This window comes from Bacillus sp. L_1B0_5 (assembly GCF_000836715.1).
Lineage (GTDB): Bacteria > Bacillota > Bacilli > Bacillales > Bacillaceae_G > Bacillus_A > Bacillus_A thuringiensis_S.
In genome coordinates, this window is the sequence record NZ_JXIS01000018.1 from 73,421 (window position 1) to 95,969 (window position 22,549).

A 22,549-nucleotide genomic window follows, 5' to 3' on the forward strand; every position below is an offset into this window, starting at 1 on the left:
TTTTATTTCAATATTTTTGAGTTGAATTTGTAATATGATAATAAATTCATTTAATATTTAAAGTTCATTTCAAGATATCTTCCGTCTAGTTGGCCTGGCATGTTATTTGACGATTACTTTGCCTTCCATTCCTTTAAGGAGATGGTATCGACATATTAATTCATATGTACCAGTATTTTTAGGTTTCACGGTAATATTCTTTTCTTTTCCTGACTCGACTACGACGTCAATGCCGAGTTTTTTCACTGTAAAGGTGTGCTCGTTTTTACCTTTATTTTTCAATAGTAATGTTGTTGATCCTTCAAGCGGAATCGTGATGACATTTGGATTAAAGTAATCATCATTTAGTTCAACCTCAATCACGTTCGTTAAATCGGTAGGTTGTGTTACGACATTAACTGAGGCAAATACATGAAAGGATCCTAAAGACATCCACCATACAATCATTACAAGCAAACTGCTGAATCGAAATAACCACCTGTTCATAGACATTTGCAATTCTCCTTTGTTAAGTACTTTTCCTCAATTAACCTGCATCATTAGTTTAAGAGTTATACTATACAGTTAAATTGATTACAGAAGAAATTAACTTGGACTTTTTAAACATGCGTTGAAAAAACATGTATCTTTTCAGGATTGAATTATCTATAAAAAGTTTATCCCGCTATTTGCCGGGTAGTAAGACCCCTACCTCAAAATTCAGCGGAAGCAAAGCAGTTAGGTGGGGGAGCGGGCTGTCCGTAAAAGTCCGATTGGTGAGGGGTGATTAAAGTTTCACTTTATAGCATATATACTCTCGTGTTAAATTTCATATACCGTAATAAGAATAAAAAATTATTTTTTCGAAAAAATGTAGTAATTCCCTTTTGTAGTTTGCTATAATTAGTTCGAATGTGGGCAGTATCAGAGCGAACTGCACCATGATTCGAAGTAATACGAAAAATAATAACTTGGATTCTGCCTTGATCCAATAACGGACTGGGACAGAGGGATGAATAATGCCGACTAACACACAACCCTTCTGCCCTTTTATGGCCAGAGGGGTTTTTTATATGATTTCGGCCATCTCCTCTCTCCTGCATAAAGGAGGAGTAGTTTTTGAAAACAAAAACAGATTTTTTGAAGATGAAAGAGCAAGGTGAGCCGATTACAATGCTAACGGCGTATGATTATCCATCTGCTAAATTAGCAGAAGAAGCTGAAGTTGATATGATTCTAGTTGGAGATTCTCTTGGAATGGTTGTACTCGGATACGATTCAACAGTACCTGTAACAGTAGAGGATATGATTCATCATACGAAAGCTGTACGCCGCGGAGCGAAAGAGACGTTTATTGTAACTGATATGCCATTTATGTCGTATCACGTATCGTTACAAGAAACGATGGTGAATGCACGCCGCATCGTTCAAGAGAGCGGGGCGCATGCACTGAAGGTAGAAGGTGCTGGAGAAGTTATATCAACAATTCAATATTTGACGAACGCAGGAATTCCTGTTGTAGCGCATTTAGGTTTAACCCCTCAATCTGTAGGAGTGTTGGGTGGATATAAAGTGCAAGGAAAAGATGCGGAGAGTGCTAAGAAATTAATAGAAGATGCAAAGAAATGTGAAGAAGCTGGTGCAATAGCGCTTGTGCTAGAATGTGTACCAATGCAGTTAGCAGAACTTATTTCAGAGCAACTAACAATACCGACAATTGGGATTGGTGCAGGACAAAAAGTAGATGGGCAAGTGCTTGTTTATCATGATCTTATCTCATACGGCGTGAATCGTGTTCCGAAATTTGTGAAGCAATATACGTCTGTTCAAGAGGAGATTGTGCGTGGGATTTCACAATACGTTACTGAAGTAAAGACAAGGCAATTTCCTGAAGAAAAACATTCGTTCACAATGAAAGAGGAAGAATGCTTAGCGTTATACGGAGGAAAACAATAATGAAAATCGTAACTACAGTGCAAGAGATGCAGCAAATTACAAACGAACTTCGTGCAAGTGGAAAGAGTATTGGTTTTGTTCCAACGATGGGTTATTTACATGAAGGGCATGCTACCTTATTACGTAAGGCAAGAGAAGAAAATGAAATTGTAGTTTTAAGTGTATTTGTAAACCCGCTGCAATTTGGCCCAAATGAAGATTTAGATCGATATCCTCGTGATATTAATAGAGATGAAAATGTAGCAAAAGAAAACGGTGTAGATTATTTATTTTATCCGAGTGTAGAAGAAATGTATCCAACAGAACAAACAACAACAGTAGAAGTTGTGAAGCGCACGGACGTATTATGCGGTCAACAAAGACCTGGTCATTTTGCTGGTGTTGCAACTGTACTAATGAAACTATTTAATATTACGCTGCCAACGCGTGCTTATTTCGGTATGAAAGATGCTCAACAAGTTGCAGTAATTGAAGGATTTGTAACTGATTTCAATATTCCGGTTACAATCGTACCAGTTGATATTGTAAGGGAAGAAGATGGATTAGCGAAAAGTTCTCGTAACGTGTACCTATCACAAGATGAACGTGAAGAGGCTCTTCATTTATACCGCAGCCTATGTATAGCGAAAGAAAGAATTGAGGTAGGTGAACGTAATCCGGAAATCATTACAAATCTTGTGAAAGAGTATATTGAGACGCATACGAAAGGCACTGTAGATTATGCGGATTTATATGCATATCCGTCATTAACAATGGTAGAGAAAGTCGAAGGAAGAATCATTTTAGCTATTGCAGTTAAGTTTGAAAATGTAAGATTAATTGACAATATAACATTAACGGTTAAATAAGGGGGAGCATCTATGTTTCGCACAATGATGAGAGCAAAGTTACATCGTGCAACTGTAACGGAGGCAAATTTAAATTATGTAGGTAGTATTACAATTGATGAAGACTTAATGGATGCAGTAAATATTGTAGAAAACGAAAAAGTTCAAATTGTAAATAATAATAATGGTGCTCGCTTAGAGACATACGTTATAAAAGGGGAACGCGGTAGTGGTGTTGTTTGTTTAAACGGTGCTGCGGCAAGGCTTGTACAACCAGGGGACAAAGTAATTATTATTTGTTATGGGCTAGTTACGGAAGAAGAGATTCATAAACAAGAACCAAAAATTGCAGTACTAGACGATAATAATCAAATCATTGAAATGCTAGGTGCTGAAAAAGCGGGTACGATATTATAAATAGAAAAGCTATCTCCATTGCGGAGATAGCTTTTTTGTGCATCTTTTCATTAAGATGAGATAAAACGTGGTATAGTAACATTATATAAATTATTGTTGTTTGAAAGGTAAGAAATTGAGGTGTTACATATATGAGTAAGCGTTATGTCGTTGTTGATTTAGAGACGACAGGGAACTCCTGGAAAGATGGGAAGGATAAAATTACCCAAATTGCAGCTGTTGTAGTAGAAGATGGAGAGATATTGGAGATTTTTTCGTCTTTTGTTAACCCAAAGAGAGAGATCCCACCATTTATTACAGAATTAACAGGGATTGATGAAAGTCTTGTAAAACAAGCCCCGTTATTTCAAGATGTAGCCCCGATGATTGTTGAGCTATTACAAGGTGCGGCTTTCGTTGCGCATAATGTTCACTTTGATTGGAATTTTTTAAATGAAGAATTAAGGCAGGCTGGATATACAGAAATACATTGTCCTAAAATCGACACGGTTGAATTGGCTCAAATTCTTTTGCCGACAGCTGATAGTTATAAATTACGTGATTTAGCTAAGAAGCATGAACTAGAGCACGATCAACCACATCGTGCGGATAGTGATGCTCTCGCAACAGCGGAATTATTTTTACAATTTTTAAATGAAATTGAAAAGTTACCACTTGTCACGTTGCAATCGCTTTATGAATTAAGCGACGTGTTCCAAAGTGATATAGCTGATGTGCTTTCTGAAAATATTTTAAAGAAAGTAATGCATGGTAAAGAAGATATAGCGGAGTATGAAATACATCGAAATATTGCGCTGAAAAAGCGGAACTATTCCTTAAACCTTGGAGAAACGTGTTCATCAAAGTTTGATGCTTTCTTGAATAAAACGATGGATAAATTGGAATCACATATGCCAAAGTTTGAAAGAAGAGAAAGTCAACAACTGATGATGAAAGAGATATATACGGCGTTAAGAGATTCTCGTTTTTCACTAATTGAAGCCGGTACAGGAACAGGAAAGACTCTTGCGTATTTGCTTCCTAGTCTTTATTTTGCAAAGAGAAAAGAAGAACCTGTCATTATAAGTACACAAACGGTACAACTCCAACAACAAATATTAGAAAAAGAAATACCGTTATTACAAAAAATAATGCCATTTTCATTTGAGGCAGCTCTTCTAAAAGGAAGAAAGCATTATCTTTGCTTACACAAATTTGAGTATGCTTTACAAGAGGAAGAAAAAAATTATGATATGGCACTTACGAAGGCAAAGATTTTAGTTTGGCTATTGCAAACTGAAACGGGTGATCGAGACGAATTAAATATTCCTGAGGGTGGAAAGTTACTTTGGAATCGTATTTGTAGTGATGCGTATAGTCCAGGCGGTATGCAAAGTAATTGGTTTAGTCGTTGTTTTTACCAGCGAGCGAAGAATAAAGCTTTATTTGCAGATATCGTTATCACAAATCATGCGTTATTATTTCAAGATTTTTCAAGTGAAGAACCGCTGTTTGCTTCATGCGAACATATTATTTTTGATGAAGCTCACCATATTGAAGAAGCTGCGAGTAGAACATTGGGTGAACAGTTCTCTTGTATGTATTTTCAATTGGTTATATCTCGTCTTGGGACGCTAGAAACAGAAGATGTACTCTCCAAAGTATATAAAATGATGAAAAAATCAGAGCAAGCATCTCGTTCAACTTTCCGTATGATAAGTTATAGTTTGAAGGAACTTAAGTTTGATGCGGATGAACTCTTCCAAATGTTACGTACTTTTATATTTAAACAAACAAAGCAAGAACAAGGAACGAATAATATGCCGCTCATCTATAGGTATAACACAGAACTAGAAAAAGGTAAGTTGTGGGATAGTATCGTCGAATTAACAAATCGTTTTATATATGAATTAAGAAGGGTAGTAACTGCTCTTGAGAAGCAAGTGGATATATTGCAAAGTAAGTTAGAATGGGAGATGCATGTTGTAACAGGTGAATTTATGCATTTAATTGAGTTGCTGAGAAAGATGGCAGAATCATTACAGTTACTCGTATTAGAAAAGAATTCGTATGTAACTTGGATGGAGACTGAAACGAAAGGGACGATTCATTCAACAGTTCTATATGCACAGCCTGTTCATATTGGTGAAAGATTTGCTGATGAATTTTTAACAGAAAAAAAGAGTGTTATTTTTACATCCGCAACACTAACAGTTAACGATACGTTTGATTATATAAAAGAGGAACTTGGTTTGCATGATTTCGCTCCAAATACTTTAAAGGTTCCGTCGCCATTTCGTTATGATGAACAAATGAAATTAATGGTTTCAACGGATGTACCTTTTATTAAGCAAGTAAGTAATGAGCGATATATTGAATCTGTATCGGAACATATTGCAAAGATAGCGAAAGCCACAAAAGGCAGAATGCTTGTTTTATTCACTTCGTATGAAATGTTAAAAGAAGCGTATGCGAATTTAAAAAATAATGATGAATTAGAGGGTTTTTTATTACTCACACAAAGTGTGAATAATAAAAGTCGAAGCCGCTTAATTCGAAAGTTTCAAGAGTTCGACAAATCAATTTTATTAGGGACGAGCAGTTTCTGGGAAGGGATAGATATTCCAGGAGATGCCTTAAGTTGTCTTGTTATTGTCCGTCTACCATTTACGCCTCCTCATCAGCCGATGATGGAAGCGAAAGGTGAGTGGCTAAAAAATCAAGGTGAGGATGTATTCGCTAAATTAGCGCTGCCACAAGCAATATTACGTTTCAAACAAGGATTCGGCCGCTTAATTCGAACGAATACAGATACAGGAACGGTAGTAGTGTTAGATCGTCGTTTGACGAGTTCTTCCTATGGAAAACGATTTCTACAATCGATCCCTAACGTACCTCTTTATGAAGGGCCATTAGAAGAATTATTAGTACAATTAGAAGAACCATCAAATGAATAAAAATGGAAGAAAAATACGCCTGAAGTACTTATAAACTTCAGGCGTAAAAAATGTGGGGAGGAGGAATTTTATTTTTCTTACTTCTTGTATACAAAATGTGTTGGTTTTCGACTTGAAACCTTTTTTTGCTGTACATGTCCTGCTATAATAGATGGGTGATGAAGCAGGGGTTGTAAAGAATGTACTCTTATTGTAACCGCATTGCGTTCTTCTATAATTAGAAATTTTTGTGTAACGGAGGAGTTTTTTCATGGAGAAGAAAATCGAAGTACTATCAACGACGCGTATTAAATATTCGTCTGATTTGTATAAAATTGTTGATAGTTTGAATCGTACGTTAAAAGAGCAGGACCTCATGTTCGGACTAGCATTAGACGAAAAAGATAAAGAAACAGCTGTATTTACGATTTACAGAACGTAGTGATACAATGAAAAAGTGGATCTTTGCAATCATTATTGTTATCGTTGCTAGCGGAATATATGGGGCGTATGTTTATAATAAAGCAATGGGAAAGAAAATTCCAAAAGAGTCGAAATTTGTAGAAATTGCTAAAGAAAAAGCAAAGCTTACAAAGGTGAAATCTGTTGATTATTACAACGGAAAATCTGCATATATAGTCGTGCAAGGTACAGATGAAAAGGGAGAACAACTTATCGTTTGGGTGCCTGAGAAAAAAGGGGATACTGTAGTAAGGAAAAAGAGCGAAGGTATTTCTGAAAAAGAGGCTATACAAAGAACGTTAGAACAAGTCGGCAATGAAAGTAAGGAATCAAAAAGTAAGCCGAAAGAAATTATGAAAGTGAAATTAGGCTTTGAAAATGATGTACCACTATGGGAAGTTACATATATTGATGATGACAATCGTTATAGTTATTACTATCTTGAATTTAAAGATGGGAAATTTTTAAGACGATATAGCATTGAAAAATAGATGTAGGGGGAACTACAAATGAAATTAGCAAAGCGAGTAGCTGCTTTAACACCGTCTTCAACTTTAGAAATTACAGCAAAGGCGCAAGCATTAAAAGCAGAAGGTCATGATGTAATTGGATTAGGGGCAGGGGAACCTGACTTTAATACACCAGAGCATATTATGGATGCTGCACATAAAGCGATGTTAGAAGGGCATACGAAGTATACACCAACAGGTGGATTACAATCGTTAAAACAAGAAATTGTGAAGAAATTTACTCGCGATCAAGGTATTGCGTATGATCCATCTGAAATTATTGTATGTAATGGTGCAAAGCATGCATTATATACATTATTCCAAGTATTACTTGATGAGGGAGATGAAGTTATCATCCCAACTCCTTACTGGGTAAGCTATCCAGAGCAAGTAAAGCTTGCTGGCGGTAAGCCGGTTTATGTAGAAGGTTTAGAAGACAATGAGTACAAAATTACAGCAAAGCAGCTGCGTGAGGCAATTACAGAGAAAACGAAAGCAGTTATTATTAATTCACCGAGCAATCCAACAGGAATGATTTATAGCAAAGAAGAATTACAACAGCTTGGAGAAGTATGTTTAGAACATGATATTTTAATCGTTTCTGATGAAATTTATGAAAAATTAATTTATGGTGGCGTAGAATATACTTCAATTGCCCAGCTTTCTAATGCATTAAAAGAACAAACACTTATTATTAATGGTGTATCTAAATCTCATTCTATGACAGGATGGCGTATTGGGTATGCTGCAGGAAATAAGCAGCTTATTAAAGCGATGACGAACTTAGCGAGTCATAGTACGTCAAACCCTACTTCAATCGCTCAATACGGCGCAATTGCGGCATATGCGGGCTCACAAGAACCTGTGGAAACAATGCGTCAAGCCTTTGAAGAGAGATTAAACATCATTTATGATAAATTAATTCAAATCCCTGGCTTTACTTGTATTAAACCGCAAGGTGCATTTTACTTATTCCCTAACGTAAAAGAAGCTGTAGCTTTATCAGGATATACAACAGTTGATGATTGGGCAAAAGCTCTATTAGAAGAGGAAAAAGTGGCTCTTGTACCAGGTACAGGATTTGGTGCTCCAAATAATGTTCGTTTATCATATGCGACATCTCTTGAACAAGTAGAGAAAGCATTAGAACGCATCCATACATTTATGAAAAGTAAAGTGCAAGCTTAATTGTATATTTCATTCATGTAATATAAAAAACCTCCCTATTAATGGGGAGGTTTTTTTGACGAATTGTGGCAAAAAGAAATAGCTAAAGGTGTGTTATACTAGAGAGCGAGGTGTTTGGTGATGAAAAAGAAAATGATGTTACATTGGTTTGAGCAGGGAAGCATTGCAATTCCAAAATTGCTTATGATGCATTATAAAAAATTAGGTTTAAATGAGACGGAATTTATGGTTGTACTTCATGTACATACATTTTTAGAATCAGGTAATTCGTTTCCGACTCCTTCAGAGATTTCTGAACGGATGACGATAACGGAAATGAAATGTATGGAAGTAATTCAAGCGTTGATTCAAAAAGGTTTTTTATCACTAGAAGGTGGACAAAGATCAGAAGCGATGATGTGCGAAAGTTATTCTTTACAACCGTTATGGGAAAAAATATTACATTTCTTAATGGATGAATCAATAGAGGAAGAGCAAAAAGAGAAAAAACAGCTGCAAGTAAATTTATATACAGTATTTGAAAAAGAATTTGGAAGACCACTTTCGCCGTTCGAATGTGAAACGTTAGGCATGTGGGAGGACCAAGATCAACATCATCCAAATTTAATTCAAGCGGCTCTTAGAGAAGCTGTAATGAGTGGAAAACTAAATTTCCGATATATTGATCGTATTTTATTTGAGTGGAAAAAGAATGGAATTAAAACGGTAGATCAGGCTCAAAATCAAGGTCAAAAATTTAGAGCGAATCAACAAAGAGCACAACAAATGACAAAACAAGAGACGAAATTTACTGGAAAAGTGCCTTTTTATAATTGGTTGGAGCAGTGATATAGGAGGAGAAATATGCTTAACAAAACGCAAATCCGTTATTGTTTAGATACAATGGCGGATATGTATCCAGAAGCGCATTGTGAATTGGTTCATGATAATCCATTTGAACTTGTAATCGCAGTGGCGTTATCTGCACAATGTACAGATGTACTTGTAAATAAAGTGACAAGAAATTTATTTCAAAAATATAAAACACCAGAAGATTATTTAAGTGTTTCTCTAGAAGAATTACAACAAGATATACGCTCTATCGGATTGTATAGAAATAAAGCAAAAAACATTCAAAAATTATGCCGAATGTTATTAGACGACTATAATGGGGAAGTACCGAGCGATCGAGATGAACTTACGAAATTACCCGGTGTAGGAAGGAAAACAGCGAATGTTGTAGTTTCCGTAGCGTTTGGGATTCCTGCAATTGCTGTTGATACACATGTGGAGCGAGTGAGTAAACGATTAGCGATTTGTAGATGGAAAGATTCTGTGTTAGAAGTAGAAAAAACGTTAATGAAGAAAGTACCGATGGATGAGTGGGGAGTTACACATCATCGTATGATTTTCTTTGGACGTTATCATTGTAAAGCACAACGACCGCAATGTGAGGAGTGCAGACTGTTAGAAGTATGTCGTGAAGGAAAGAAGCGAATGAAGGTGAAATAAGGGATGGAGCGAGTTATAGAAATACCGAAAGAATTTCACTGCTTACCATTTTTTAAAGAAAGCGTAAATTCAATTGAGTATCATACAGACGAGTCTTTTGAAGAAATAATACAAAATACTTACTTTATATTTGATATTGAAAGACAGTATGAGCCATGGAAGGAAATTGAAAACAGTATTCCAGCGATGTTGAATGTATGGAAAAATAAGCATGAAGACATTGCTATACTGTTTCGAAATAGAAATAAGCAAGAGGCTGAGGGGCCAATGATTCTTTTTGCAGCTCACTTGTTATCGGTTGTCTATTGGCTAAATGAGCAACCTGTTCATAGTTTGAATGAAATGCAAATAAATACGAATAAATTAAAAGTGCAACCTGTTAATTTTATGGAAAGATATTCATTCATAATAAAGAAACCGAGTAATTATCATTCTTATATTCAATTAGCGCAGTTGTATATCGAAATAGAAAAGCTGTATGTAAAAAAAATGATAACAAAAAAGAAGTCCGCTTCTCGTTAAGAGAAACGGACTTCTTTTTTGTTTATTAGGACTCTGTTGTAATAACAGTACCGTCTGCGTGAGGTGTATCTCCTCCGGTATTTTGATGTTGCTGTTCTTGTTGTTTCTTAGCTTCTTCATCAGCTTTTTTCTTGGCCTCTTCATCAGCTTTCTTCTTAGCTTCTTCATCAGCTTTTTTCTTAGCTTCTTCTTCAGCTTTTCTTCTAGCTTCTTCATCAGCTTTCTTTTGAGCTTCTTCTTGCTGTTTACGTTGTTGTTCTTGTTGCTGTTCTTGTTGTTTCTTAGCCTCTTCATCAGCTTTTTTCTTAGCTTCGTCTTGTTTTACTTTATCTTCATTAGCCTTTTTCTGGGCTTCCTCATCAGCTTTTTTCTTAGCTTCTTCATCGGCCTTTTTCTTAGCCTCTTCTTCAGCTTTTTTCGCATCTGGAGTTCCGCCAGGCGCAGTGAAGGATGCACCAACTGCTGGGCTTGTGCCAGTGCCTTTTTTCGCTACTACAGAGAAGCTGTAAGTAACACCTGGTTTAATACCACCAAGAGTAGCTGTCGTACCACTTATTGATAGGCTACCACTTGAACCGTCAGTTGCTTTATAGCTGGCTGCATATGCATCAACTTCTGCTGGTCCAGACCAGTTTAGTGTAACTGTGCTAGCGCCATCGAAAGTGACATTCAGACCACTAGGGGCATCTACTTTAATTTGTTTAATTGCATCTTTTTTCGCACCTTTTACGTATAATTCTCCGTTTATTTCTTGAACAGAAGAAGGACGTTCAAAGCGTGATTTATCTGTAGCGAATTTGCTCATCATTACTTGGAACATTTGCTGTGCAATTTTAGTATAACGATCACTAATGTAGTTTTCTGGACCATTCTTTACGTAACCGGTCCATACAGCCATCGTATATTGTGGTGTATATCCAGCGAACCAGCTATCCCTGTTTGCATCAGCTGGAATGCCGTATTTCTTTAAATCTTTTGCATCAAAGTTTTGCGTTCCAGTTTTACCCGCTACGTCAACACCTGAAACATATGCTGTTGGTCCTGTACCACCAGAACCAGGTTTTACTACGTCACGAAGAACGTCAGTTACCATGTAAGCTGTATAGTCTTGCATAGCGCGTTGTTCTTTCGGTTTAAAGCTTTTCTTTTTCCCGTCCGGGAAGGTTACTTCTTTTACGAAGTGTGGTTTATTATAGTTACCACTATTACCAAAGGTTGCATATGCACCTGCTACTGCTAATGGAGAACTATCGTTACTACCAATTGCAGTAGATTCATGTACTCCATTTTCAAATGTCATGCCTAAACCTTCAGCAAACTCTTTTGATTTATTAAGTCCAACTGTTTGAGCTGTCTTTAAAGCCGGGATGTTTAATGACTTCTTCAATGCTTCACGAAGTGAAACGTCACCTTTAAAACTCCCTGTAGCATTTTTTATCTTTGTGCCATCAGAATAAGTATATTCAGAGTCATTTAATTGATGATAAGTAGACCACTGAAGATTCTCAATCGCTGGACCGTAGTCGAAAATTGGTTTCATTGTTGAACCAACTTGGCGTTTTAAATCAGTTGCCATATTATGACCTTTGAAAGTGGACTTATTTTCTTTACGTCCAGCACCAATTGCTCGAACTTCTCCAGATTGTGTATCCATAAATACGAATGATCCTTGGAATTGATCGTTTGGATACTTAATAAGATTGCCATCCATAATTTTTTCAGCGTAATCTTGAGCATCTTGATCAAGTGTTGTATGAATCGTTAAACCATCTGAACCGATATTTACATCAGGATATTCTTTTTCAACTTCTTTTACAACTGCATCTAAAAATGCTTGATACTTCATCTCAGTTATTTCTGAAGACGGTTGAAGGCCCTCTGTTACTGGGATCTTAACTGCGTTATTCATTTCTTCTTTTGTTATATAACCATGTCGATTCATTAATGATAATACGACATTACGACGATTTGTTGCTCGTTCAACATTTTCCTTTTTTGTTGGATCATAAATGTTTGGACCTTGGGGTAAACCAGCGAGCATAGCAGCTTCATGTAATTGCAAGTCTTTTAAATCTTTACCATAATATTTTTGCGCTGCTGTCGCAATACCATATGAACGGTTACCTAAATTAATCTTATTTAAGTACATTTCTAAAATCTCATGTTTAGAGTATTGTTGCTCTAATTTATAAGATAAGTACCATTCTTGTACTTTTCTCTTAGCGGTTTTATCCATCGTTAGAAAATAGTTCTTAACGACTTGCTGTGTAATCGTACTACCACCTTGGGAACCGAAACCACCAGTGACATTTTCCATAACTGCTTTTGTAGTTCGTTTAAAGTCAATTCCATTATGATCATAGAAACGCGAATCCTCAGTTGCAAGGAATGCATTTTCAACTACTTTTGGAATTTGATCATAAGTAACATGCGTTCGTTTTTCAGCACCGTATTCATAGAAGAAATTTCCGTTTTTATCAAGAAACTTTGTTGATAAAGGATTAACAAGTTTGGATTTATCTAATTTTGGAGCGTCCTTTACCATAACAAAGAAAGCGGAAACGCCGGCTACAAGACCAACGATACCAAGAAGTAGACAACCTATAAGGAATTTCTTGAAAAAGGAGCCTTTTTTCTTTGGTTTTTCTTCTTTATTTGTTTTTTTCTCTTGATTTTTTACATGATTTCGTTCTGTACGAGAACGATAATTATCTGACATTATACTTTCTCCTACCTTTCATTCTCTCCCCCAAAAGTCGAAAAAAGAGCCTTAGTGATGACTCTATCACGAAAAATAAACCGTGTCTAGTACACGGATATAGTCAATCCGAGGGTGATAACCGCATGATAATAAGGATCCATGCTCTTCTATTTCTTCTTTCGTAATCGACTTGCGTCCACCTGTATTTTGACGATTCCAAAATGCAATAATATGTTTTGCATCTAATAAATAAAATTCATCAAAAAGTGTAAATTTAATAATGACAAATGCAATTCCATTATGAGCAACCACTTGCTTCATATGTTCAATTTGATGAAGGTGGAAGTTTTGAAGTGGGAAACTAGTTTTATTTTTTGTTTCCTTCGCTTCAAAATCGATGTATTTCCCTTTGTATACACCGTTGTAATCTGTTGTAGAAGGTTGTTTAAAATACGCTTCTTTTACCACTGCAGCACTTCGAGCGGGGTAATCTACTTTTACAATTTGAAGAGGTGTAGGTTTTTTATGTACACATGCAATATTATGGGTTAAGTAATATTGATTTGTTTCATTCAATTCCTCTTCAAGGGACATACCTCTATTACTATAAGTATGTGTTTTTATAGGTGTTTTTTGAGGTTGTGAAGCTTGATTATACCTTTTTCCATTTGGGTAACGAATGGTCATAGTGTGTCCACTCCCAACTTGTTAAGAATTACTTACAAAGGTGATTATATCAAAAAATGAAAAAAGATGTGACCTTTTTGATGAAAGGTATGATGACTTATTCATGTTTACAGGGAATGATTATATGAAAATTAAACAAAATCGAGAAAAAAAATTTTGTACAGAGGAAGAAAAAGCAATTATTTACAATATTAAAAAGAAAACAGAAATAGCTAATGTGGACAATATTTCTCGGACACAATCTTATCAAGAATATTATTTAAGAAATAGTGAAATCAGGTGGGCCTTTTTAGCGAGTATGGTTTCGAGAAATGCAGGATGGAATATGACTGATTTGGAAGGGAGATATTATGCTACTATTTTACCTAAAACGGTAAAAAAACATTTATTTCTTCTATACGAACAAGCTAATTGGATTATTTTCTTAGATGCATTTCCTCAGTTATTATTGTACGAGGAAAGTAAGAAGAGCTGTGCACCTCTCTTTCATTTGTTGCAATATTTCAGTGTATCAATTTTTATGGAAAAAGAATGGTTACTTTTCTGGGAAAGAAGAGATATGAATAGGCTTATGACAGCGCTTATTATAAATGAACAAAATAAAATTCAAAAACCAGTCATTGAGAACACATATTTTAAAAAATATGTATTCCATACTGCACTTTTTAAAGTACAAGAAAGATTTCATATTAGTGCAGTTATCTTCCCAACAATTGAAGGGAGAATGTATGGATTTTCGGTTTATCAATTTGAAACGTTACAACAGCGTATAGAACTGGGAAAAAAATTAGCATGGTTATTGTTTCATCCGATTTATAATGGTTCTTTTTATAAGTTTGCATTGCAAACTACACATACTGGGTCTAGAGAAGATTATGAATTTTACGCAAAGAAAACTAGAAAATCTTGTACGCCAGCACTTAGAGATGTTTATTCTGTTGTTTCACATGAAGAAATAAAAATGAGAGATTGGTTTTGTGCAAATATGAAAATGAATGTGCTATTTGTACTTGAAGAACCTAAAGGGGAAGTTAATATAACAGAATGGTATAGAAGAAAGAGGGAACAAATCTATAGGATATCTATCATAAATCGTTTTGCTAAAAGGATGGATGAGTTCATGATATAATAAAAAAGAAGTCCCGTCTTCCATTTTGAAGACGGGACTTCTTAATTTGAAATAATCCTGCTATGCTTGCTACGACTTTAATCTCAAAACGTAATGCTAGTAGGAGATTAAGGGTGACTAGAAATTTAACCGTTCGTAATAAAGTCTCGCTTTATGTAGCAGGGAAGTTTGGACCATCTAGCTTTGGATTGCCAGTCTCGGGTTTATTTTGTTGTTTGTTTTGTTTTTTCTTTTTTTCATTTTTGTTCTTTGCCATTGTAATACACCTCCTTTTTGTATTGTTACCATTTCTATAAATGACATACGAAATGATTTCTTTGACGAATAACAACTAGTTTTGTCATGTGGGCAGGAGTGGTGAATCATTCGGCGAAATTACATGACAAAGGAAAAGCAAAGAAGGAGGCGTTTTGTATATGGCGATGGTTCAGAAGGAAGATGTAATGAAAAAAATGGATCAAATGTTAAGTTCTCTCGATTTGCTGGAAATGAATATAGGGATTAGAATGAATCATGCATTAAAAGGTGCGAGTGAAAAAATATGCAATAAGATAGAAATAACAGAAATGCATATTGAACATATGGAAAATAAATTAGTGCATCACGAAGAAAAAGGGAATTGGGTAAAGACATTTCAAAACGTCGTAGTGAGTGCATAATAAGGTGGGAAAGAAATGAAGAATGAAGCATTAATACAGTCTTCAGAAAAACTCATGCAGTATAATAATGAAGCGAATGTAAAAAAAAGAGAACTGATTGAATACGATTTTTATAAGGATATGAAACCGTTTGTAGATATGGTAGATGAGGAATTAGAGAAGTGGAAAGAATTAGCTTATACGTGGATTAAAGAAGAAAAGCCAAAGTATATACATGTACAGCAAATTGATCAAGTATACGATAATTTACAAACGAATGTGTTACAATGCTTTGTAAATAAAGGTAAAGGTAAACGATTCTTTGAAACACACCAAGCCGTTTCGTATACTTTGCAAAATATAGTTGAGCAATGTAAATAACAAGAGGGAGAACCCTCTTGTTATTTTTATGCTTCTGTCATTGTTGTAGGTTTTGTTGCGCCGTTTATTTCTAATTCTTTTATTAATGTTCGATAATCTGATATGCATATTTTTCCTTCGAGATACCAATGTCTCGCAAAGTCTAATAATTCATTTGCATTCTCTGTGCAATACCCCTTTTTTTGAGAAAACGCTTGTTTTAAATCCCCTAATACCATGTTGATTCCTCCCCCATGAGAATCTTCTTCTTAATTATCATAGCATGGAAGGGTTTTCTTTCTTAATTTTTTAAAAATTTAAACTTCCGACAAAAATAGACAGATGCTCCATCACACATATTATTTTATAGGTACATATTATATATGTAGAAACTTATGTAAAGGAGGAGAGAATGCATGTTTCAACAACCTAACGTATATCAGCAAACGAATCCATATGCACAGCAAAATATGTACCAATATAATACAGATACATATTTACGGTATAATATGTATCCTTTCGAGCCTTATTATGGAAATCAAAATTATTATCAACCGTTTGAAGTGTCATTTATGAATCAAGCTCAACAACCACAACAGCAGCAATCTTATGTGAATCAAGCTCAACAACCACAACAGCAGCAACCTTATGTGAATCAGGCTCAACAACCACAAGCTCAACAACCTTATGTGAATCAAGCTCAACAATCACAAGCTCAGCAACCATACATGAATCCACAACAGCAGCAGCCTTATATGAATTCGCAATATTATATGCCACCACCAGCGGCCTATGCTAATCAACAAGGGATGTTTTATCCACCAAAACAACCGTATCCGACGCAGAGTAAACAAAAGCAACAACAGCCAAGTCAGTTTTCTAGTTTTGTTTCTCAATTTAAAACATCAGATGGTAACTATGATGTAAATAAAATGATGAATACAGCTGGACAAATGATGAATGCGATGAATCAGGTGACAGGTATTGTAAAGCAAGTTGGAGGCTTTTTTGGTAAGTAATGTTGAAGGGTTGTCTATGAAAGTATTGTATATGAAATAAAGGACTAGACAAATTTCCTTGTAATAAATGGGTATATATAACAAACGGCTTTCTCTCTTTTCTCATACTGTAAAGTGTAATCAGATTTTTTTAACGAGAGAGGAGAGAAAAAACTATGCATCATTGTCATCCTTGCTTTGGAGGGCATAAGCCTGTAGGACCTATTTGTACAACTGCTCCTGTCGTTCATCCGACGAAACAATGCGTAACACACTCTTTTTCAACAACGGTGGTGCCACACATTTTCCCAACACATACAACACATGTACACCATCAACAAATTAAAAACCAAAACTTCTTCCCACAAACAAATTCAAATGTAAATGTCGTGGACCCAATCGATCCAGGATTTGGTGGCGGATGTGGACCGTGTGGCCATGGCCATCATCATCATCATCACGGACATCAAATTTCTCCATTTGGACCAGGACCGAATGTGTCACCGTTTGGACCAGGACCAAATGTATCACCATTTTTACCAAACAATGTATCGCCAATTGGTCCAAATATCGGACCAAACGTTGGTGGAATATTTAAAAAGTAAATGATATGTTAGAACTAGCGAAATGCTAGTTCTTTTTTTGTAATTGGAGTGTTGATATGAAAGTTATTGCAGTAACAGGATATAAGCCATTTGAACTTGGAATATTTAAAAATGATCATCCAGGGGTGGAGTGTATAAAGAAGGCATTACACCGTAAATTAACCACTTTTGTAGAAGATGGTTTAGAGTGGGTTATAATAAGCGGTCAGTTAGGTGTAGAATTATGGGCTGCTGAAGTTGTTTTTGAAATTCAAATAGAATATCCAGATTTAAAATTAGCGGTATTCACTCCGTTTTTAGAACAAGAAGAAAGTTGGAAAGAAGATAATCGTGAATATTACGAATTTATTCTCTCCCAAGCAGACCATGTTGATAGTATTACGAAAAGGAAGTATGAAAGTCCAGAGCAATTTAAATTAAAAAATCAATTTTTTATTGAAAAAAGTGATGCGCTTTTAGCGGTATACGATGAAGAAAAACCAGGAAGCCCCAAATATATTGTAGAAGCAGCAAAGAAAAAAGGGGAAATAGAAAATTATCACAGTTATTTCATTCTTTTTTCTGATTTACAAGATATAATAGAAGAGGAACAGTGGAATAATGCAGAGTAATATGTAATATAGTACTCGTATATATGATTGACAAAAAGCATTGTTTCTGAAAAAATTTAGTTAATGAAAGTTTTGGTAAAAATTTGAGGTGAAGAAAATGATTTCGGATAAAATTAAATTAACAGCGAAAGATATTTTAGAAAAAGAATTTAAAACAGGTATGAGAGGTTATCAGCAAGAAGAAGTAGACAAGTTTCTTGATATGATCATTAAAGATTATGAAGCTTTCCACAAAGAGTTTGAGCAATTAAAGCAACAAAATGCTCGTTTAAAGCGTGAATTAGAGGAACAAAAACTAGCAGTAACGCAAGTTCCACAACAACCTGTACAAACACCAGTTGCACAACCGGTTTATAACAACACGAATACGGATATTTTAAAACGCTTATCTAACTTAGAAAAAGCTGTATTTGGAAGTAAGTTATACGAATGATGTAAGGTGGGAAAAGGTTTAAGCATTTTACATAGAAAAAAACGTTGCAAAATCTTTTTGTTTCCACTATACTAATGGATGTCATAACGTTTGGGTAATCGCTGCAACGCCAACGTTGTAGAGGAAAGTCCATGCTCGCACGGCCTGAGACGGCTGTAGTGTTCGTGCCTAGCCAATTCATAAGCTAGGGTATTCTGGCTGTAAGGCTGGTTTAACGGCAGGGAAAAAACCTAAGTCCTTTCGGATATGGTTTGACTACCTTTAAAGTGCCACAGTGACGAAGTCCTTGAAGAAATGATAGGAGTGGAACGAGGTAAACCCCACGAGCGAGAAACCCAAATAATGGTAGGGGAATCTTTTCCAAGGAAATGAACGACGGGAAAGGACAGGTTGTATAACCTGTAGATAGATGATTGCCACCGGAGTACGAGGCGTGGGCCGTTTGTAGTACAAAGGAACAGAACATGGCTTACAGAACGTTATGAACCAACTATGAAATAACTCAGCTCTCCTTTGTTAGAGGAGGGCTTTTTATTTGTATGAAGTTATAAAGTATGAGTTAAAATGATTAATGAGAAAATTCTTCGTAAAATGTAATGATTAATAGAACCAATTGCTATTAATTATTGTTTGAATATACATAAGAGGTGAATACAAATGGGAAAAGTTACTTTAATTGCAACAGCGGCAATGGGTATTGAAGCGTTAGTTGCCCGAGAAGTTCGCGATCTTGGTTATGAATGTCAAGTAGAAAACAGCAAAGTAACATTTGAAGCAGATGAAAAGGCGATTTGTCGCACGAATTTATGGTTACGTACTGCAGACCGTGTAAAAATTAAAGTTGGCGAATTTAAAGCAACAACATTTGATGAGCTATTTGAAAAAACGAAAGCATTAAACTGGGGAGATTATATTCCAGAGAATGGCGAATTCCCTGTTATCGGTAAATCTTTAAAATCTGAATTATTCAGTGTTTCGGATTGCCAACGTATTGTTAAAAAGGCTGTCGTTGAAAAATTAAAAACAACATATAAACGTACAACTTGGTTTGAAGAAGATGGTCCGTTATTCCGTATCGAGATTGCAATGCTTAAGGATATTGCAACATTAACAATTGATGCGAGTGGTGTTGGACTTCATAAACGTGGATACCGTATGGATCAAGGGGAAGCTCCGTTAAAAGAAACATTAGCTGCGTCTTTAATTAAATTAACAAACTGGAAGCCAGATCGTCCATTTGTTGATCCATTCTGTGGATCAGGTACAATTCCAATTGAAGCAGCATTAATTGGACAAAACATTGCACCAGGATTTAACCGTGGTTTCGCATCAGATGAGTGGGGCTGGGTAGGTAAACAAAACTGGCGTGAAGCTCGTCAAGAAGCTGAAGATTTAGCGAACTATGATCAACGATTACAAATCATTGGATCAGATATTGATCATCGTATGATTCGAGTTGCTCAAGATAACGCAGACGAAGTAGGCTTAGGCGATTTAATTACATTTAAACAAATGCAAGTAAAAGATTTCACAACAAAAGAGGATTATGGCTACGTTGTAACGAATCCTCCATACGGAGAACGTTTAAGTGAAAAAGCACTCGTTGAACAACTGTATAAAGAAATGGGACAAGTATTCCGCCCATTAGATACATGGTCAGCGTATGTATTAACAAGCTACGAAGCATTTGAGAAGTGTTACGGAAAAGATGCGTCGAAGAAGCGTAAACTGTTTAATGGATTTATCCGTACAGATTACTACCAATACTTCGGAAAACGTCCACCGCGTAATTCATAGTATAAAACTCCTCCAGCGCGCATATACTGGCTATTATGTAATGCGTAAAGGAGGAAGTGATATGGATAGTTTCCAATTATCAATGATTCAAAAAGCTATTCACCGTACGTATGATGAGCTCGGAAAAGAAGTGGATAGTCAAGGTGTAATTGTAGATGAAATACAAAAAGCACAAGAAGAATATTTGTCAGCTCTTTCACATGAAACGGCGATTGATAAACGGTATTTAAAGTCATTAATATAGAAGAAAATTTTCCTTTTTCGAAAGGAAAATTTTTTTTCGTGAATTTCGATGTATTGCAACAGGGGAAAGAGGTTGCACACATATGTGTAGCAGTTGCTATATCTTTTTATAGAAAAACTTTTTGGTTGGAGGCTAAGGATGTTTACTGAGAAGAGATTACCATTTGAAGTAGGAAAACAAGATAATTTTTATGATAAGTTGAATGAGTGGATTGGAGATGTGTTTTACGACATCCTTCCGGAAAAAGGCTTTGAAGAGCGTGATGAACAAATTTTTATGGCGTTTCAGTTAGAACGCGCTTTCCAAGAAAAGAAAGTTATGTTCGCAGAAGCGGGTGTAGGAACAGGGAAAACAATTGTATATCTTCTATATGCAATTTGCTACGCGCGTTATACTGGAAAACCAGCAATTATCGCTTGTGCAGATGAAACGTTAATTGAGCAGCTTGTAAAAGAAGAAGGGGACATTGCTAAATTATCTGAAGCATTAGGTTTATCAGTTGATGTAAGACTTGCGAAATCAATGGATAATTATTTATGTTTACGAAAATTAGAAGATGTTATGAGTGGACGAGCTCCAGAAGTAATTGAAGACCTATATTATGAATTACCACAATTCGTATTCGATCATGGTACGATGCAAAACTTTACTCACTATGGTGATCGAAAAGAATTTCCACTTTTAAATGACGAAGAATGGTCAAGAGTAAACTGGGATTACTTCCAGGATTGCTTTACTTGCGATTCACGTCATCGCTGTGGTCAAACTCTTTCTCGTGAACATTATCGTAAAGCAGCAGATTTAATTATTTGTTCTCAAGATTTCTATATGGATCATATTTGGACGTACGATGCTCGTAAACGTGAAGGGCAAATTCCGTTATTACCTGAAAGTAGCTGCGTTGTATTCGATGAAGGGCATCTTGTAGAATATGCAGCTCAAAAAGCGTTAACGTACCGTTTAAAGCAAACGATGATGGAGCAACTTTTAACGAGATTATTACAAAATGATATTCGTGAAGAGTTTGCACATTTAGTAGAAGAAACAATCTGGCAAACTGAACGATTCTTTGATGTGTTACAAGAAAACAAAAAAGAAATTGCCGGTTCTGATCGTTTAGAAATTACTGTGACAGAAAAAGTAACAGCTGAAGCGAAACGACTTTATGCAAAAATCGGTGAAGTTGGAGATGCATTAGTATTTGAAAGTGAAATGCATACAGTAAACACGTATGATTTAAATATTGTTGATGAGCATTTAGATGTATTAGAACATTCACTTCGTCTGTTCATGCACGAGAAAAATGTAATTACTTGGGGTGAAGAAGGTGATGGTGCCTTCACGTTAGTTATTATGCCGCGTGCAGTTGAAGAAGTATTACAAGAGAAAGTGTTCTCGAAGAAAATACCGTATATTTTCTCTTCTGCGACATTATCGAACAATGATTCATTCGCGTTTACAGCTAATAGCCTAGGGGTAAAAGATTACTTATCATTCTCAGTTGCTTCACCGTTTGATTACGAAGAGCAAATGGCAGTAAACTTACTATCGCATACGAAAGAAAATGAATGGGAAAGAAAGTGTCAATATACACTTGAAAATATACAAAAAACAAATGGACGTACACTTGTATTATTCCGTACAACGCAAGAGCTTGCAGCGTTCAAAGAGTATGTAAGTAAAGAGCAAATGTCGGTTCCATTCTTATATGAAGGAGATCAGGAAATTAGCCAGCTCGTTTCTCGTTTCCAAAATGAAGAAGAAACTGTACTTTGTGCGGTTCATTTATGGGAAGGTTTAGATATTCCTGGTTCATCATTATCACACGTTATTATTTGGTCATTACCATTCCCTCCAAACGACCCTGTGTTTGAAGCGAAACGTAAGCACGTAAATGATCCATTCTGGGATGTAGATGTACCATATATGATTTTACGACTTCGTCAAGGAATTGGGCGTTTAATTCGTACAAGTGAAGATAAAGGTGCTATATCAATCTTCTTATCTGATTCAGAAGATGAGAAAGTAGTTGCAGCTGTGAAAAATGTACTGCCAGTAGAAGGTAAAGAATTATAAGGAG

The 22,549-nt window shown here is 35.7% G+C and carries 25 protein-coding genes and 1 other RNA gene; 21 read left to right on the forward strand and 5 right to left on the reverse strand.

Annotated features, from left to right (window positions below; translation table 11 throughout):
• Window positions 1-102: 102 nt before the first annotated feature.
• A complete protein-coding gene (locus tag RT27_RS05815; protein WP_000062380.1) occupies window positions 103-492 on the reverse strand; it encodes a cupredoxin domain-containing protein in 390 nt (129 codons plus the stop codon).
• Window positions 493-1,098: 606 nt separating this feature from the next.
• Between RT27_RS05815 and panB the strand changes: the two genes are divergently transcribed.
• From panB to RT27_RS05860, 10 genes are all read left to right on the forward strand, one after another.
• The gene (gene panB / locus RT27_RS05820; protein ID WP_000851108.1) at window positions 1,099-1,935 is read left to right on the forward strand and encodes a 3-methyl-2-oxobutanoate hydroxymethyltransferase; all 837 of its coding nucleotides are present in this window, start codon (window positions 1,099-1,101) and stop codon (window positions 1,933-1,935) included.
• Window positions 1,935-2,783, forward strand: coding sequence for a pantoate--beta-alanine ligase (panC, locus tag RT27_RS05825; RefSeq protein ID WP_029441859.1), 849 nt, complete (start codon window positions 1,935-1,937; stop codon window positions 2,781-2,783). The genes panB and panC overlap by 1 nt, the downstream gene beginning before the upstream one ends.
• A gap of 12 nt (window positions 2,784-2,795) precedes the next feature.
• Entirely contained in the window at window positions 2,796-3,179 is a 384-nt protein-coding gene (gene panD, locus RT27_RS05830) for an aspartate 1-decarboxylase (protein WP_000490182.1), read from the forward strand.
• 131 nt (window positions 3,180-3,310) lie between these two features.
• Window positions 3,311-6,115: an ATP-dependent DNA helicase DinG gene (dinG, locus tag RT27_RS05835; protein WP_043935509.1), complete on the forward strand. Its 2,805-nt coding sequence runs from the start codon at window positions 3,311-3,313 to the stop codon at window positions 6,113-6,115.
• A gap of 250 nt (window positions 6,116-6,365) precedes the next feature.
• The gene (locus RT27_RS32325) at window positions 6,366-6,536 is read left to right on the forward strand and encodes a YpmA family protein (RefSeq protein ID WP_000412179.1); all 171 of its coding nucleotides are present in this window, start codon (window positions 6,366-6,368) and stop codon (window positions 6,534-6,536) included.
• A 7-nt stretch (window positions 6,537-6,543) separates the two neighbouring features.
• A complete protein-coding gene (locus RT27_RS05840; RefSeq protein WP_000758740.1) occupies window positions 6,544-7,047 on the forward strand; it encodes a DUF5590 domain-containing protein in 504 nt (167 codons plus the stop codon).
• An 18-nt stretch (window positions 7,048-7,065) separates the two neighbouring features.
• Complete coding sequence (gene aspB, locus RT27_RS05845; protein WP_029441861.1) at window positions 7,066-8,253, forward strand: aspartate transaminase AspB; 1,188 nt, start codon at window positions 7,066-7,068, stop codon at window positions 8,251-8,253.
• 120 nt (window positions 8,254-8,373) lie between these two features.
• The gene (gene dnaD / locus RT27_RS05850) at window positions 8,374-9,081 is read left to right on the forward strand and encodes a DNA replication protein DnaD (RefSeq protein ID WP_000728532.1); all 708 of its coding nucleotides are present in this window, start codon (window positions 8,374-8,376) and stop codon (window positions 9,079-9,081) included.
• Between the two features lie 15 nt (window positions 9,082-9,096).
• Entirely contained in the window at window positions 9,097-9,744 is a 648-nt protein-coding gene (nth, locus tag RT27_RS05855; RefSeq protein ID WP_000933035.1) for an endonuclease III, read from the forward strand.
• Window positions 9,745-9,747: 3 nt separating this feature from the next.
• Entirely contained in the window at window positions 9,748-10,266 is a 519-nt protein-coding gene (locus tag RT27_RS05860; protein WP_029441862.1) for a YpoC family protein, read from the forward strand.
• Between the two features lie 25 nt (window positions 10,267-10,291).
• Here RT27_RS05860 and RT27_RS05865 read toward each other — a convergent pair whose 3' ends face one another.
• Together RT27_RS05865 and recU are read right to left on the reverse strand one after the other, a co-directional pair.
• Window positions 10,292-12,985, reverse strand: a complete 2,694-nt coding sequence (locus RT27_RS05865; RefSeq protein WP_043935510.1) for a PBP1A family penicillin-binding protein — start codon at window positions 12,983-12,985, stop codon at window positions 10,292-10,294.
• A gap of 66 nt (window positions 12,986-13,051) precedes the next feature.
• Entirely contained in the window at window positions 13,052-13,654 is a 603-nt protein-coding gene (gene recU, locus RT27_RS05870; RefSeq protein WP_000155599.1) for a Holliday junction resolvase RecU, read from the reverse strand.
• A 103-nt stretch (window positions 13,655-13,757) separates the two neighbouring features.
• Here recU and RT27_RS05875 point away from each other — a divergent pair, with 103 nt between their 5' ends.
• A complete protein-coding gene (locus RT27_RS05875) occupies window positions 13,758-14,783 on the forward strand; it encodes a DUF2515 domain-containing protein (RefSeq protein ID WP_043935511.1) in 1,026 nt (341 codons plus the stop codon).
• A gap of 151 nt (window positions 14,784-14,934) precedes the next feature.
• Here the strand turns inward: RT27_RS05875 and RT27_RS36210 are convergent, their stop codons facing one another.
• Window positions 14,935-15,114, reverse strand: coding sequence for a phage portal protein (locus RT27_RS36210; protein ID WP_080117233.1), 180 nt, complete (start codon window positions 15,112-15,114; stop codon window positions 14,935-14,937).
• 85 nt (window positions 15,115-15,199) lie between these two features.
• Here RT27_RS36210 and RT27_RS05880 point away from each other — a divergent pair, with 85 nt between their 5' ends.
• Window positions 15,200-15,442 carry a hypothetical protein gene (locus RT27_RS05880; RefSeq protein WP_016082241.1) on the forward strand — a complete coding sequence of 81 codons (243 nt, stop codon included), beginning with the start codon at window positions 15,200-15,202 and terminating at the stop codon, window positions 15,440-15,442.
• 15 nt (window positions 15,443-15,457) lie between these two features.
• Window positions 15,458-15,802: a YppE family protein gene (locus RT27_RS05885; RefSeq protein WP_000786937.1), complete on the forward strand. Its 345-nt coding sequence runs from the start codon at window positions 15,458-15,460 to the stop codon at window positions 15,800-15,802.
• Between the two features lie 26 nt (window positions 15,803-15,828).
• On the opposite strand, the gene RT27_RS05890 is transcribed toward RT27_RS05885, so the two are convergent.
• Window positions 15,829-16,020 carry a YppF family protein gene (locus tag RT27_RS05890; RefSeq protein ID WP_000242652.1) on the reverse strand — a complete coding sequence of 64 codons (192 nt, stop codon included), beginning with the start codon at window positions 16,018-16,020 and terminating at the stop codon, window positions 15,829-15,831.
• 177 nt (window positions 16,021-16,197) lie between these two features.
• Between RT27_RS05890 and RT27_RS05895 the strand changes: the two genes are divergently transcribed.
• The 8 genes from RT27_RS05895 to RT27_RS05925 all read left to right on the forward strand — a co-directional run bounded on the left by RT27_RS05895 (window position 16,198) and on the right by RT27_RS05925 (window position 22,545).
• Complete coding sequence (locus RT27_RS05895) at window positions 16,198-16,800, forward strand: YppG family protein (protein ID WP_043935512.1); 603 nt, start codon at window positions 16,198-16,200, stop codon at window positions 16,798-16,800.
• A 155-nt stretch (window positions 16,801-16,955) separates the two neighbouring features.
• Window positions 16,956-17,384, forward strand: coding sequence for a CotD family spore coat protein (locus RT27_RS05900; RefSeq protein WP_043935513.1), 429 nt, complete (start codon window positions 16,956-16,958; stop codon window positions 17,382-17,384).
• A 56-nt stretch (window positions 17,385-17,440) separates the two neighbouring features.
• Entirely contained in the window at window positions 17,441-17,995 is a 555-nt protein-coding gene (locus RT27_RS05905; protein WP_016082238.1) for a DUF1273 domain-containing protein, read from the forward strand.
• Between the two features lie 97 nt (window positions 17,996-18,092).
• Entirely contained in the window at window positions 18,093-18,428 is a 336-nt protein-coding gene (gene gpsB / locus RT27_RS05910) for a cell division regulator GpsB (protein WP_000622431.1), read from the forward strand.
• A gap of 86 nt (window positions 18,429-18,514) precedes the next feature.
• Window positions 18,515-18,905: RNase P RNA component class B (gene rnpB, locus RT27_RS32895), an RNA gene on the forward strand.
• A 180-nt stretch (window positions 18,906-19,085) separates the two neighbouring features.
• Window positions 19,086-20,225: a class I SAM-dependent RNA methyltransferase gene (locus RT27_RS05915; protein WP_016082236.1), complete on the forward strand. Its 1,140-nt coding sequence runs from the start codon at window positions 19,086-19,088 to the stop codon at window positions 20,223-20,225.
• 61 nt (window positions 20,226-20,286) lie between these two features.
• A complete protein-coding gene (locus RT27_RS05920) occupies window positions 20,287-20,469 on the forward strand; it encodes a DUF3921 domain-containing protein (RefSeq protein WP_000376898.1) in 183 nt (60 codons plus the stop codon).
• A gap of 138 nt (window positions 20,470-20,607) precedes the next feature.
• The gene (locus RT27_RS05925) at window positions 20,608-22,545 is read left to right on the forward strand and encodes an ATP-dependent DNA helicase (RefSeq protein WP_016082235.1); all 1,938 of its coding nucleotides are present in this window, start codon (window positions 20,608-20,610) and stop codon (window positions 22,543-22,545) included.
• Window positions 22,546-22,549: the final 4 nt, after the last annotated feature.